General features: G+C 43.7%; 11 protein-coding genes, 1 riboswitch and 1 other annotated feature. Of the genes, 1 reads left to right on the top strand and 10 read right to left on the bottom strand.

Annotated elements, in window-relative coordinates; translation table 11 throughout:
- Positions 1-3: 3 nt before the first annotated feature.
- Complete coding sequence (locus LCM10_RS01645) at positions 4-984, bottom strand: ring-cleaving dioxygenase (RefSeq protein WP_224874106.1); 981 nt, start codon at positions 982-984, stop codon at positions 4-6.
- A 244-nt stretch (positions 985-1,228) separates the two neighbouring features.
- Complete coding sequence (locus LCM10_RS01640) at positions 1,229-2,074, bottom strand: STAS domain-containing protein (RefSeq protein WP_224874104.1); 846 nt, start codon at positions 2,072-2,074, stop codon at positions 1,229-1,231.
- 334 nt (positions 2,075-2,408) lie between these two features.
- On the opposite strand from LCM10_RS01640, the gene LCM10_RS01635 reads away from it, so the two are divergent.
- Positions 2,409-2,615 (top strand): hypothetical protein, encoded by a 207-nt coding sequence (locus LCM10_RS01635; protein WP_224874102.1) that lies wholly within the window; start codon positions 2,409-2,411, stop codon positions 2,613-2,615.
- A 70-nt stretch (positions 2,616-2,685) separates the two neighbouring features.
- On the opposite strand, the gene metH is transcribed toward LCM10_RS01635, so the two are convergent.
- From metH to LCM10_RS01595, 8 genes are all read right to left on the bottom strand, one after another.
- Positions 2,686-6,135, bottom strand: a complete 3,450-nt coding sequence (metH, locus tag LCM10_RS01630) for a methionine synthase (RefSeq protein WP_224874100.1) — start codon at positions 6,133-6,135, stop codon at positions 2,686-2,688.
- A complete protein-coding gene (locus LCM10_RS01625) occupies positions 6,116-7,966 on the bottom strand; it encodes a bifunctional homocysteine S-methyltransferase/methylenetetrahydrofolate reductase (RefSeq protein ID WP_224874098.1) in 1,851 nt (616 codons plus the stop codon). The genes metH and LCM10_RS01625 overlap by 20 nt, the downstream gene beginning before the upstream one ends.
- Before the next feature lie 17 nt (positions 7,967-7,983).
- Positions 7,984-9,168, bottom strand: coding sequence for a cystathionine beta-lyase (gene metC / locus LCM10_RS01620; protein WP_224874096.1), 1,185 nt, complete (start codon positions 9,166-9,168; stop codon positions 7,984-7,986).
- A complete protein-coding gene (locus LCM10_RS01615) occupies positions 9,161-10,282 on the bottom strand; it encodes a methionine biosynthesis PLP-dependent protein (protein WP_224874094.1) in 1,122 nt (373 codons plus the stop codon). Before LCM10_RS01615 ends, metC begins: the two co-directional genes overlap by 8 nt.
- A 92-nt stretch (positions 10,283-10,374) precedes the next feature.
- A riboswitch (SAM riboswitch) is annotated at positions 10,375-10,477 on the bottom strand.
- A 146-nt stretch (positions 10,478-10,623) separates the two neighbouring features.
- A complete protein-coding gene (locus LCM10_RS01610; protein WP_224874093.1) occupies positions 10,624-11,619 on the bottom strand; it encodes a tryptophan--tRNA ligase in 996 nt (331 codons plus the stop codon).
- Between the two features lie 47 nt (positions 11,620-11,666).
- Positions 11,667-11,912: a binding site (T-box leader), on the bottom strand.
- Between the two features lie 52 nt (positions 11,913-11,964).
- Complete coding sequence (locus LCM10_RS01605; protein WP_224874091.1) at positions 11,965-12,591, bottom strand: metal-dependent hydrolase; 627 nt, start codon at positions 12,589-12,591, stop codon at positions 11,965-11,967.
- 82 nt (positions 12,592-12,673) lie between these two features.
- On the bottom strand, positions 12,674-13,303 hold the full coding sequence (locus LCM10_RS01600) for an NUDIX hydrolase (RefSeq protein ID WP_224874090.1): 630 nt from the start codon (positions 13,301-13,303) through the stop codon (positions 12,674-12,676).
- A gap of 53 nt (positions 13,304-13,356) precedes the next feature.
- Complete coding sequence (locus LCM10_RS01595) at positions 13,357-14,277, bottom strand: GNAT family N-acetyltransferase (protein WP_224874088.1); 921 nt, start codon at positions 14,275-14,277, stop codon at positions 13,357-13,359.
- Positions 14,278-14,357 lie beyond the last annotated feature (80 nt).

Genomic DNA, 14,357 nt, shown 5'->3' with positions numbered 1-14,357 from the left:
ATCCTATTCTTTCGTATCCAAAGGCTTTAGCTTTGCCTCAATCGATTCTCTCTGAGCTTCAAAAAATGGTGGTAACGAAAGATTCTCCCCTAAATGGTCAAAGTCCTCATCCGTTTCAAACCCAGGTCCATCTGTAGCCAATTCGAATAAGATGCCGTTAGGCTCGCGGAAATAAAGTGAACGGAAGTAATAGCGTTCTACAAAGCCTGAATTCGGAAGTTGTTTACTTGAGATCCATTCGACCCATTTACGTAATTCCTCCTCATCCTCGACCCTGAATGCAACATGATGCACACTCCCTCTTCCAGGTCTCTCCTGTGGAAGGTCGTTACGTTCTTCCAAATGAATTTCAGCACCGCTCCCCCCTTCACCGGTTTCGAATACCCGGATCTCTGGCTGTCCTTGTTGATATGGTTGGAATTGACGGGTTTCACGATAACCCAATACATCAGTCAATATCTTAGCCGTATAGTCTGCACGTGAGACGGTGAGCGTCACTGGGCCCAACCCAACAATGCCATATTCGACTGGTACAGGACTTAAAGCCCATGGGCTACCACCCTGTACCCCCTTGTTATTTTCATCAGAAACAAGCATCAGGCGCTGTCCTTCAAAGTCACGGAAATTGATTGATGCTCTTCCTGTATGATGGGAAATCCCGTCATGCTCTACACCCAACTCATCAAAGCGTTTCCTCCAATATTCTAACGCTTCATCATCATTTACCCGCAGTGCAGTTAAGGAAATACTGTTTGTCCCTCTGTGGGTTCTACCTGCATGTGGGATTTCAAAAAAGGTAAGATCCGTTCCAGGGTTGCCTCGTTCATCAGCATAGAATAAATGATAAACCGAAGTATCATCTTGATTGATCGACTTCTTCACTAATCGAAGCCCGAGTGTCTTTGTGTAAAACTCGTAGTTCTCCTTTGCATTGGCAGTTAATGCAGAAACATGGTGTTGCCCTTTAAGTGATTTTAAGTTCAATATTCTTCACTCCCTAATAGAATGCTCTCTTACTATTATCTACAATCATCTTATAACATATTTATCTTTAATTCAAGATATTTTATTTCGAACCATTATTATTTACAGCCAGCTGATCGCATTAGTGATTCAAATTTTGGCAAGTAGATTCTTTGTAAGAAGTTCAATATCTTGTTCGATAAATTCAATTCATAAAAAAAACTTCCCCTGATTCTGATCCAGGGAAGCTCGTATAAAGGCATATTCATCCATTAACAATACTTTTTACGGTGATGGCCTTGTCTAAAGTAGAAGTGATTGTTAGTTTATTGAAGTTCAGACCTAATTGAACGGCAGTCTGTGCAATTTCTGGGCGCAACCCAGAAAGAATTGGCTTTACACCAATCAGTTCGAGTGCATCAATGAGCTGGAATAGCTGGTGTGCTACCATCGTATCAATCATCACTACACCTGAAAGGTCGATAAACAAATAAGATACTTCTTTTTGAACACATTGATGTAATGTATTCTCAAGAATCAATTTAGCACGTTCTGGATCGATATTCCCAATAAGTGGAACCAACGCCGTGTCTTCATTCAATGAAATGAGAGGTGAACTCAGTTCATGGATGATCTGCTGCTGTGACTGCAATTGTCTTTCTACCACTTCATTTTGCAGTTCCATGAACCTTAACATAGCTTTATCAAATGATTCGATGATCGTATCCTCCCACCCCCGCATATGTTCAACGATATTAGGATCATTGCAAGTTTGGGCGTATTCATTTACAAAATCAAGATATTGATTACGGACTCGCATGAACTCCTGAATGATATTATGTGTCGGGGTTTCAAGATGTTGCTTATCCTCAGCGATGGTCAACACCCAATCATCCAACTTTTTATTAAACGTGGTTTTATCTATAATGAATACTTCACAAAATAACTGATGAAACTCAAAGTTCTGCTTTTTTAGGTTTTCAACGACCTCTGGAACATCGGAGGAATAGACTCCGGACGTGGTGCTCTTGTCGATCGTATTGTACCACTCTTCCGTTAATTGATGGGCTTTGCTTACTAAATAAGTATGTAAATCCTTGTTCCTATGCATGTGCAGCACGTTCCTCCCTAATTTAAGTCAAGCCATTTCGTTTTAACGAACCTCTCAGTACATTATAATATAGTAAACTACTAATATCCATTTTGTATGCTTTCGCGGTGATCAGTTTCACCCTCTTAAGTCGTTGGTGAAAGAATGAAAGAATGGATTTTTTTTCTGTATTTTTATCTTTATTTCATAGGATTCCCTATACCCTACACACCTAGAAGGGTATATAATAAAAGAAATACGATTTCATAGTGAACTGTCCGGAACGATCATAATGGGGCAGATAGGAGACGTTACCCAATCAGCCATTGGCCAATCCATTGGGGAGTTGATGAAGATGAAAAGAAATTTGTCGAGATCAACCATCGAGATCCTGTCGATAAGAAGTGCACAAAAATTTTGCGATAACATGGAAATGCCTTCAAGCATCAGTAATCTCTCCATGTTAACAGGTTTTTCAGAAGAAAGGATTCTTGAACTGATGGACATCGACTTGGTTGAGGATTTCCCATTCAAGTTAAAGAGAATAAATAATATCGATTGACAAAATAGATACTTATTTGAAAGCCACCCTTATGCAATCACAGGGTGGCTTTCTTATCGATATACCGGAATCAAAGTACGTTGAAGTATCTGGCTTCAGGATGGGCAAATACCATGGCTGTAACGGAAGCTTCAGGTTCCATCATACACCCGTCTGTTAATTCAATCCCGATTCGCTCCGGTGAGATGAGCTTGAATAGTTTGTACTGATCCTCAAGGTTTGGGCATGCAGGGTAACCATATGAGAATCGTTGCCCCTGATAATTCGTACGGAAACGATCCTGCATGGTAAAGTCGACCGGGTCCGGGAATCCCCAACGACTCCTCATCATTTCATGCACTCTCTCCGCAAGCCCTTCCGCCGTTTCAAGTGCCAGTGCCTGGATGGCATGGCTCTCCAGGAACTTCCCTTCTTCTTTCAAGGAGGAAGCCCATTCCCTGATTTTCCTTCCAGCAGTTACAGCAAAGAAGCCGACATAGTCCATCTCTCCACTTTGCACGGTGCGAAGATAATCGGATAAACATAGATGCTGCCCTCCCTTTTGGCGCGGGAATTGGAAACGCTCAATTTCTTTCCCGCTGCCTTCCGGGTCGTAAATGATGATTTCCTCACCGTCAGATTGGGCAGGAAAGAACTGATAGAGTGCCGATGCATGGATCAGTCGTTCATTCTTCGCCTTGTGAAATAATTCATCGGTAATCCCCTTGATCCGTAGTGTCCGATCATCTTTTTCTTCTAAAAGTCTTGAGATCTTTCCTTTGATCCCAAGATGATGGCCGAGAAGCATCTGCTGGTTAATATAAGGATGAATTTGATTCAAGGAAAAATCTTTCATGATATGTGGTTTAAAATCAGGCGGAACATGTACCCGAACATCTTTCGATACGGATGAACGGACCTTGACCGCAATCGAAGATTCATTCAACGGTTCTTTTTCTGCAATAGATTTGCTATCCAGAAGTTTCCGCCTGCTTTCTTCTTCCCATTTTTTTCTCGTGTCTTTGTTTTGAATCCCATTGATGATGCTTAATCCATCCATCGCATCTTTGGCATATAGTACGAGTCCTCCATATTCTTTCGCAATCTTGGTTGAAGTGAATTTCCTGGTAAGAGCCGCGCCTCCCACGATGATTGGCACAGAGATGTTTGATTGCTTCAAATCTTGCGCTGTCACGACCATCTGCTGAGCGGATTTCACCAACAATCCTGAAAGTCCGACGATATCAGGCTTTTCTTTCCTAATCACTTCGATTAATTCCTGAGGGGTTACTTTGATCCCCAGGTCCATTACTTGATACCCGTTGTTGCTTAGAATGATATCGACCAGATTCTTACCTATATCATGGACATCGCCTTTTACAGTGGCAAGTATCACTTTTCCTTTTGATGAGGATGACGTTTCATTCTGTTCCATATAGGGCTCTAAAAAGGATACGGACGCTTTCATGACCTCTGCACTTTGCAGTACCTCTGCTACAATTAGCTGATTATCATTAAATAATCGCCCCACCTCAGCCATCCCATCCATTAATGGACCATTGATGATATCAAGCGGTGCATGATATTGTTTTAGAGCCTGCTCAAGGTCCGGAATCAAGCCCTCCTTCGTTCCTTCGACAATATAGTGAGAAAGCCTTTCTTCAAGTGTCATCGTATTTGCAGGGATTTTCACTTCTTTCTTTTTGCCCCGATAAAATTCAGTGAAAGTCGCCAGTGTTTCGTCGGTTGTTTCAAATAAGAGCTTTTCAGCCTGTACCACCTCTTCAACCGGAATCGAAGCAAAACGTTCAAGCTTCTCGGTATTGACAATGGCGTAATCAAGCCCGGCCTTCGTGCAATGATATAAAAAAACCGCGTTCAACACTTCCCTTCCAATCGGAGGAAGGCCGAACGAGACATTGCTGATCCCAAGTATATGGGGACACTCCGGCAACACTTGCTTGATTTGCCTGATTGCTTCAACCGTGGCATTGGCGGAACCGATATATTGTTCGTCCCCAGTACCGACAGGAAATACAAGTGGATCAAAAATGATGTCCTGTGAAGGAATGCCATACTTCTCCGTTAACAGTTCATGGGATCTTTGAGCAATTTCCACTTTCCGCTGTACGGTGACCCCCATCCCCTTTTCATCAATGGTACCCACTACTACAGCGGCGCCATATTTCTTCATGAGGGGGGTGATCTTTTCAAACCTATCTTCCCCGTCCTCTAAGTTGATCGAGTTGATGATCGCTTTTCCCTGGCAAAATTTCAGGGCTGTTTCCAGGACCTCTTCATCGGTCGAATCAATGACGAGTGGAACCTTCACCTTTTTTACGACTTCCTGGATGAACGTATTCATGTCTTCTGCTTCATCCCGGTCCGGATCCGCCACACAGATGTCAATGACCTGAGCTCCATTCTTGACTTGAGCCCTTGCGACTTCCGATGCCTCTTCCATTTTATTCTCGGCTATCAACCGCTTGAATTTCCTTGATCCGATTACATTCGTCCTCTCCCCGACCAGAATCGGGCGACTGTCCTTGTCTTCGTAAATGAATGGTTCGATTCCTGATACAGCATGAGCGTGTGAGTCACTTGGATCCCTTGGTTCAAACTCCTTAGCCAATTCGGATAATGACTGGATATGTGCGGGAGTTGTTCCACAACATCCCCCGATTACATTCAGCCATCCCTTTTCAAGGAATCCCTTCATCTTCAAGCTGAGGGACTCGGGAGTTTCACTGTACTGTCCCTCCTCATCCGGTAGTCCCGCATTTGGGTAACAGCTCACGTAGGTTGTCGCGAGATTTGACAGTGACCTTAGATGATCGCGCATGAATTCCGGTCCGGTTGCACAGTTCAATCCGACAACAAGGGGATTCAGATGTTCGAGTGATAAATAGAAGGCTTCGATATTCTGCCCTGCCAATGTCGTCCCCATCGGCTCGATGGTTCCGGATAGAAGTATCGGGATTTTTCTTCCGCTTTCTTCAAATGCAGCTTGAATCCCCAAGTTTGCCGCTTTCACATTCAATGCATCTTGACTCGTCTCGAGCAAGAGGACATCCACACCGCCATCAAGAAGCCCTAGCGCCTGGATCCGGTAATTTTCTTCGAGCTCATTGAATGTTATTCCCCCAGTGACTGACAATGTTTTCGTCGTCGGTCCCATCGAACCTGCTACAAATCTTGGCCACTCCTTAGTCGTGAAGGAATTTGCCGCTTCCTTTGCAATTTCGGCCGCACGTTTGTTTATTTCGTAGGCTTTTGAACCCAATCCATATTCATCCAGTACGACAGGAGTACTCCCGAATGTGTTCGTTTCAATTACATCCGCTCCTGCAAGTAAATACTCACGATGAATATTGAAAATGATTTCAGGTACGGTCAGGACAAGGTGTTCATTGCACCCATCCAAGTCTTCTCCCCCGAAATCGATCGGTTTCAAGTCGGCATCCTGGATCATGGTTCCCATCGCACCGTCAAGGACAAGTATCTTCTTTCTAAGCTGTTCTTCAAATAAAGTGATGGCCATAAGGAACCTCCTCTCCCAAGCTAGATATTTCTTTCATATAGTGAAGCAGTTCTAGACTCATATCGTAACGCACAAAAGGGGTAATCAAATAAATCCCATTAAACAACGCAAGGGCATGCTCCAATAGTTCCTTGGCGACCTGCATGCCGACTGCCCTTGCAAGAACGGGATCAGATCCCGCATCCTTCATCCTCTTCCTTGTTACATCAGGTACTTTAATACCTGGTACTTCATGATGTAGGAATTCTGCATTTCTCGAGCTCAATAATGGCATGATGCCAATAAAGATCGGTCTTTCCAGATGCCTGGTCGCTTCGTGGATTCTGTGCATCTCTTCAATGCCGAATACTGGCTGGGAAATAAAATAATCAGCACCTGCCTTCACTTTTCGTTCGAGTCGTTTTACTGATGCGTCCAAATGTTTAAAATTAGGGTTGAAAGCAGCACCTACTGAAAACTGGGTCTTCTGTCGTAGTGATTTACCCGAAAATGAAATCCCTTCATTGTTCTGCTTAATCAGTTCAATCAATTCAAGGCTGGAAAGATCGTAAACAGAAGCAGCACCGGGAAAATCCCCTATCTTCGCAGGATCACCTGTGATGGCCAAAATATTGTGGATTCCCAATGTATGAAGGCCCATTAAATGGGACTGGAGTCCAATCAAATTCCGATCCCTGCAAGTGATATGAACGAGTGGTGTCAAATCAAATCGCTCTTTCACCATCGTTCCTAGGGCATCATTGCTAATTCTCGGTGAAGCCAGTGGATTATCTGCTAGAGTGATGGCATCGATCCCTGCATCCTTAAGCGCCTGTGCCCCTTGGAAGAACTTCCTGGTATCGAGATGCTTGGGTGGATCGAGTTCCACGATCACGGTCTTTTTTTCCGCCACTTTTTGATGTAGAAGCTTTTCATCCAGAGCCGGGGATGACAGTTCGACCTTTTTTTGAGGTTTCACCGTTTTTTGTGTCACAGGAACCCTGCTTTTCAGTTTTTGGGAAACGGCCTTGATGTGATCGGGTGTGGTACCGCAACATCCACCAATGATCCTCGCCCCTTGTTCCCTCAGTTCGTTGCTGATCTCCCCAAAATATTCCGGTTCTGCGGAATAATAGAACCTGCCTTCCTGGTAGTCTGGCAGACTTGCATTCGGATAGACTGATAGATAAGAATGTTTTGGGATTGGAACTTCTTCTAAAGAGGAGACCATGTGATAAGGTCCCATCCTGCAATTGATCCCAACGACATCCGCCCCCAAAATCTCCAGATGCTGAAGGGCTTCAGGAAGCAGCATCCCATTTTGAAGCACTCCTGTTTCATGCAACGAAACTTGTGCAATGACGGGAATATCCGTTTCACGCTTGGCAATCTTAAGGACAGTCGTCAATTCTTCAAAATCATAATACGTCTCAAGGAGGATGCCATCGACCCCTTCAAGCATCAAGCAATATAGCTGCTCACGGAAGCTCCTTTTTATTTCATCTATTGAAATACTTTGTTTGATGGCCCTTATACCACCGATCGTCCCTACAACATAGGTGGTATCTCCTGCCGCCTTTTTAGCGAGCCTCGCAGCTTCGGTGTTGATCTTTTTTACCGAATCCTCCAATCCATAACGGGAGAGCTTCTCATAATTGGCTCCGTACGTGTTGGTCTGGATAATATCTGCCCCAGCCTCTATATAATCTTTATGGACTTTATATACTTCATTGGGGTGTGATAGATTCAATTCCTCGAAACATCGGTCCACTCCGTATGAATATAACAGCGTACCCATCGCACCATCTGCTATCAAGATGTTTTCTTTCAACGATTGTATGAGCGGTTTCACACACGTCCCTCCTTCTGTTAGAAGTTGATCACTTTACTCACTGTTGATTCGCGAATTCGATCCAGCCCCATACTCAGGTCTTCGATCAACTCATCGACATTTTCGAGACCAACCGATAGCCTTAGTAGACCATCCGTGATGCCCCGCCTTTTTCTTTCTTCTCGAGGCATGGAGGCATGCGACATCTTCGCCGGATAGGAGAGAATCGTCTCGACTCCGCCAAGGCTTACTGCAAAAGCTGGGAGTTGAACAGCCTTACTCAATTTGCGAACGGCCTCACCATTTTCCAGACGGAAAGATAGTACAGCACCAGCCCCCCTTGATTGGCGTACATGAATTTCACGCCCCCTATGATAGCTCAATCCGGGATAGTATACTTCCTCCACTTCCTTTCTCGCCTCTAGGAAGCGGGCGATTTTCCATGCACTTTCTGTTGATTGACTGATTCGTACATGAAGGGTTTTCATCCCCCTGATCAGCAGCCAGCTGTCCTGTGGTCCGAGTACAGCACCGAAAGAATTCTGCAGGAATGATAGCTTTTCAGCAATGTCTTCATTCCCAGTCACGACCAGACCCGCAAGGACATCACTGTGTCCCGCCAAGAACTTGGTTGCACTATGAAGAACTACATCAACCCCTAGCGATAAGGGTTGTTGAAGCAACGGCGTCATGAAGGTATTATCGAGGAATGTGAAACAGCCGTTGGCCTTTGCCAACTTCACAACACCTTCTATATCGGTAATATTCAAAAGGGGATTTGAAGGGGTTTCCATGTAGATCACTTTTGTGTTCACCTTAATCGACCGCGCCACTTCATGGAGATCTTTCATATCAACAAACGAGTACTGTATCCCAAATCTGTTCAGCACTTCTGTAATCAAACGGTATGTGCCTCCATACACTTCTTCTGATATAAGAACATGATCTCCCTGGGAACACATCAGAAAACAAGTGGAAATTGCAGCCATTCCTGAAGAAAAGGCAAATCCTTTTATGCCTCCTTCCAACTCGGCAATCACTTTTTCAAGGACTTCCCGCGTAGGATTACCAGACCTGCTGTAATCGTAACGGCCGAAAAGGTCAATGTCCGTCTGATGAAAGGTAGTGGAATGATAGATCGGTGTTGAAACCGCTCCTGTATGGTCCTCTAACGCGCTAGAATGCAGAAGGGCGGTTTGCTGGGAGTAATGGTTTTCATTCATGGATGATCACCTCACCTGATAATTGATGAAACACATTCTCCAAATCCGAAATAATGTCTTCAATATGTTCAATGCCAACTGAGAATCTTAATAATCGGTTGCATATCCCAAGTGTTTCCCTTTCCTCTTCCGGGATATCAGAATGGGTCTGTACTGCTGGAAACGTAATAAAACTTTCTACCCCTCCAAGACTCTCCGCAAAAGAAACGAGTTCGAGTCTCTCAAGGAAAGGACCGATCCATTCTTTCTTCAAGAGCCTGAACGAGAGCATCCCTCCCTTGCCTGGATAGAACACATCTGTCACAGCAGCATGTTCTTTCAAATATCCCGAAATTCTTTTGGCGTTTCTTTCATGCTGTGCCATCCTGATCCCCAATGTCTTCATTCCGCGTAACAAAAGCCAACTATCGAACGGAGAAAGCACCGCACCAATCGAGTTTTGAATCGAATAAATCTTTTCCCCCAGTTTGTCATCACGTACAATCACTGCACCAGCGAGGACATCATTGTGTCCTCCAAGGTACTTCGTAGCACTATGAATGACGATGTCAGCACCTTCAGTGATCGGCTGTTGGAGGATGGGGGTATAAAACGTATTATCCACAATCAGTAAGAGGCCATTTTCTTTTGCAATCCTTGAAACGGCGGAAATATTCGTTTCCTTCATCAGTGGATTGGTCGGGGTCTCCACGTATATCGCCCGAGTTTGCTCATTGATCTTTTCCGTTATTTCATGCTCGACACCTGTCTCTACAAGATGAACGGTGATCCCGTATCTTTCTTCATACTGCTGAAATAAACGGTAGCTGCCACCGTATAAATCCTTTGATGCAATCAACTCATCCCCTGTTGAGAACAAACTCAGCACTGCTTGGATGGCTGCCATCCCGGAACTGAAAGCGAATGCCCTTTCTCCCCTTTCCAATTGTGCAAGTGTATCCTCTAGAATGAAACGGGTCGGATTCCCAGTGCGTGAATAATCAAAACCCGTAGAATGGCCCAGTCCGCTATGTTCATATGCAGTGGATAAATGAATGGGGGGACTAACTGCGCCCGTTACGGTATCCCTGCGTTTTCCTGACTGGACGAGAATGGTATCGATATGTCTGTTCATCAAACTCTCTCCTTTTTTCATTGGTCTTTTCGAAAAGAGGATATAAAAAAGCCTTCTTATGAAAATAAGAAGGCTAGGATTGATCATTCTCCCTCTTATCGTTCAAGTTGATTTCAACTTGCTGGAATTAGCACCATGCATATGCTGGTTGCTGAGGCTTCGTCGGGCCAGTCCCTCTGCCTCTCTGGATAAGAATATATGCAATTTTCATTCGTCACTTTAGTAAAATAACTTTCTCATAACTTACATCATACTTTATTAAATGTCAATGAAAATTATGAATACTTCGTCTATTTAAGGGGTATAAATTCGGATCTCGAAGAATCACTACTTCGATTTCATTACATGATCCCTATTTTTTTCTTAATCTCAAGCAAAAATGGCCTCGTTTTGCTTCTGGCTTTATCTGCACCTCTCAACAGGATCTCTTCCAGTTCATCAGGCGATTCCATTAGCTCAATATATCTTTTGCGCGGTTCCTCCAACGCGAGCTCCATGACCTTGAAAAGCTCTTTTTTCGCTTCTCCCCAGCCGATTCCTGTACTGAACTTTTCTCTCATCTCTTTTATCTGGGCAGTAGAAGCAAACTCTTTATACAATGAAAAGATGATGGATTGGTCTGGATCCTTAGGCTCATGGGGCGAGGACGAATCCGTTTTAATTTTGTTGATCAGTTTTTGCAGTTTTTTAGATTCTTCAAATAATGGGATGGTATTTTGATAGCTTTTGCTCATCTTCCTTCCATCTAATCCTGGAATGACTGATGTTTCTTCCCTAATGAAATACGTAGGCAATACAAATGTTTCTCCGTACGTATGATTAAAGCTTTCTGCAATATCCCTTGCAATTTCTACATGCTGAATTTGATCTTTTCCAACGGGAACCACTTCACTTTTGAAAAGCAGGATATCTGCTGCCATTAAGATCGGATAGGTAAACAAGCCCATATTCACGCTATGATCCGATTCCCTTCCAGCCACTCCATTATCTTCGACGACGGACTTATACGCATGTGCCCGGTTCATCAAGCCCTTTGGTGCAAAACAAGCTAAAATCCAGCTTAATTCGAAAATTTCAGGAACATCCGATTGCCGGTAAAAGATCGCTTTCTCCGGATCGAGTCCCAAAGCCAACCAAGTGGCCGCAATACCACGGCTTAATTGCTTCATTTCATCCCTGTCGTGGATTTTCGTGAGCCCATGATAATCCGCAACGAAATAACTGGGCTCGAATTCATCATTCTTAGCCAGTTCCAAGGCTGGCTTGATCGCTCCGATATAGTTTCCGAGATGAACCTTCCCAGTCGGTTTAATCCCTGTCAATACTTGCTTTTTCATACGATTCCTCCTCTTCCAATCAACACAAAAAGGGCTCCCCATCCTACTATAAGGACGGGAAACCCGTGGTGCCACCTTCATTCGTTCACAATCAGCAAACGCACTCATCCGTACAGGGGAAGCCTTCCCCGATACACGGTCCCTTTTATCGGTGAGACTGTCCGCCAATACCTACTATCATTTCAGTTTGGATGCTCAGAAGCCCATTCAGCCGTTTTCCCACACTGATTCTCACCCACCATCAGCTCTCTGAAGTGTTTCAACCACTTACTTTTCTTCTTCATTGCATAAGTATTTTCATTTCCAATATTTTATACTAAAAGGAAAAATTGGTCAATACACTCGTTAAAACTCTTTTGATGATAATGGGAGAAATAGCTTAACCCCTCTTTTATTAAAGGGAAGAAGTTTCATATCCCCTATCAAATGACTAGCATATCCGAGCATCGCTGCCTCAAAGACACCCTCGAGGACAAGGGATGATTCTAAATTGCTTGCGATGAATCCAAAAAAGACGAAACCAAGTATTGAATGGGTATATGTTCGATGTGGAATGAGTGAAGCGACGATGATGTACAATCCAAGGAGCAAAAGCCAAATTTCGTTCAGATGCCACCCGGCTGCTGTCACACCTATTCCGGTAAACATCAACATTCTCCTCTGCGTGATCATGGTCGAAAGCAATAAGATCCCGACTCCATATCCGATACCAATCCACTGCTCCCGACCTTGTTCTTCCAGGAAACTATATACCATCATCAAGATGCTGATTACTCCGGCAACGGTTCTGATCATTTTCGGGGAAAACGTCATTTTATTGCTTAGCTTCCCATCGATATCAAGATCTGGGATCAACCCTGAAATCCCACCGATTGTCACAAGTACGGCTGTCGTGCTGAAATCTCCCTGCACGGAATTTGCAGTGATAAATCCTGCAGCTGCACCTGCTGCCATATGTGCTGTTCCGTTCACAGCTCATCACCTCATTCTACTTACACTGAACTACATATCATACTAAAAATGAGGCGAATTGCAAATGGGAATCTAGAATCATTTACGACATTACGTTAGTTATACATTCCATCAGCTTCTTGAAATACGAAGGAGGGTGTGCAACAAAATCATCCATGGTAATGGATCTATGTCTATATGTTTTTTCAGTCGTCCCCTCTACACTGAACCCATCTGCTCTGATTTCCTTCTTTTCACCTGAAATAAGCTGTTCAAAGTGCCTGAGTTTCGTCCTGAAGATCCCTGATACCTCATCGGTTTGAAGCTGAAAGCACTCAAGTGACACAGGCTTTGTATAGATGAAAACATTCGCTAACTCGCGGTCCAGGATACCTGCGCTGGTTAATTCTTCTTTAATGACGCCTGCAAAAATAAGCTCATTGAAGCCGATTCCAAGACCCAATTCCTCCTTGACTTCCCTAACGCCATCCTCCATGGATTCATGAGACTGAATGTGACCTGCTGCCGTGATGTCCAATAGCCCGGGGTAATCTTTCTTTTCATGACTCCTCAACTGAAAATAAATCGTATATTCTCCGCTTATTTTGTCACAATGAACAAACCAGCAGTGAAAGGTTTCATGCCAGTCCCCCCTCGCATGGACATCCCTACGACTTGCCTCTCCTATTCTATTATACTCTTCATCGTAAACGGATAATCTTTCCTCTCCCATTCCTACCTGCTCCTTTGTCAAATGCTACTGTTACATCTCAATCAAATCTCTGCTTACCGTATAGTCGTTTTGTATGCCTTCAACAGCTCTTCCACCGGAATATTGTTTATCTTCATCCCTGACAGGTTACAGCCGCTAATCTCCACACCCTGTAAATCACAGTCTTTGAAATGACTGCCTCTCAAATTACATCGATCAAAGGATATCGGTTTTTCCCCTTCGCCTAAATCCGTATCTTTAAATCTGACACCATTGAGCGAAACATGTGTTAATTCGGTATTGGAGAGGTTCAGATCTGCAAAAAGTGAGTATGTAAGATTGATATTCTGGAACCTTCCCACACTTACATTGCAATTATTCAAGTGGATATTCATAAGGTTTGCATTACTGATTGCAGATTGTTCCATGTTGACCCCATAATATTCCGAACCTCTCATATCACACTGTTCAACACTCGACCCGGAAAGATCTTTTCCCCTCAACACTCTTTTCCCATCCTTACATAGACCAACTTTCTTTTCGTAGCAAAACTCGTCTTCACTTTGAAATGTTCTTTCAAAACCCTTCTTCTCATAAAAGTGATGATTGTTGATTTGCCTCGCTGAAGTTTCAAGATTCCAGATTCGAACTTCTGTATATTCTTTTTGAATCAAATCAAGGGCTATCGAACCTATCCCTCTCCCCTGAAGATCAGGGTGGATATAGATCCGGTCGATTCTCCCATATGATGTTCCAGAAATGGTGACGGTAATCGCCCCCACTATCTCTTGTTCAAATAAGACTTTGTACACTTCCAGCATTCGAATCATATACTTGTTCTTCTCTACAGAATCATAGCCAGGAGGCTGTATATTGTAATCGACTATGTCGGTTTCATCAGACAACCATCTTTTCCTTTCGCACTCGAAGGCTTCTCTCTTAATCTTCGTTAGTGTTTCAGCATCTTCAAGAGTTGCTTTCTGAATCGTAATCATGACCGATCCCCTTTCAATTGTAGCCCCCTCATTTTAACATATTCTTCCGTTTTTGGATCTAACAAAAAGAGCATGAACCT

The sequence above is a fragment of the Rossellomorea aquimaris genome (assembly GCF_020171925.1).
Taxonomy (GTDB): Bacteria; Bacillota; Bacilli; order Bacillales; family Bacillaceae_B; genus Rossellomorea; species Rossellomorea aquimaris_F.
The sequence above is the reverse complement of the archived record's forward strand: the minus strand, read 5'-3'. Positions and strand labels throughout refer to the sequence as shown.

Bases quoted from the DNA above. Each gene is read 5' to 3' on its own strand.
- LCM10_RS01640 (WP_224874104.1), bottom strand. From the start codon at position 2,074: ATGCATAGGAACAAGGATTTACATACTTATTTAGTAAGCAAAGCCCAT.
- metC (WP_224874096.1), bottom strand. From the start codon at position 9,168: ATGAATGAAAACCATTACTCCCAGCAAACCGCCCTTCTGCATTCTAGC.
- LCM10_RS01610 (WP_224874093.1), bottom strand. From the start codon at position 11,619: ATGAAAAAGCAAGTATTGACAGGGATTAAACCGACTGGGAAGGTTCAT.
- LCM10_RS01600 (WP_224874090.1), bottom strand. From the start codon at position 13,303: ATGGGAGAGGAAAGATTATCCGTTTACGATGAAGAGTATAATAGAATA.
- LCM10_RS01635 (WP_224874102.1), top strand. From the start codon at position 2,409: ATGAAAAGAAATTTGTCGAGATCAACCATCGAGATCCTGTCGATAAGA.
- LCM10_RS01595 (WP_224874088.1), bottom strand. From the start codon at position 14,277: ATGATTACGATTCAGAAAGCAACTCTTGAAGATGCTGAAACACTAACG.
- metH (WP_224874100.1), bottom strand. From the start codon at position 6,135: ATGGCCATCACTTTATTTGAAGAACAGCTTAGAAAGAAGATACTTGTC.
- LCM10_RS01615 (WP_224874094.1), bottom strand. From the start codon at position 10,282: ATGAACAGACATATCGATACCATTCTCGTCCAGTCAGGAAAACGCAGG.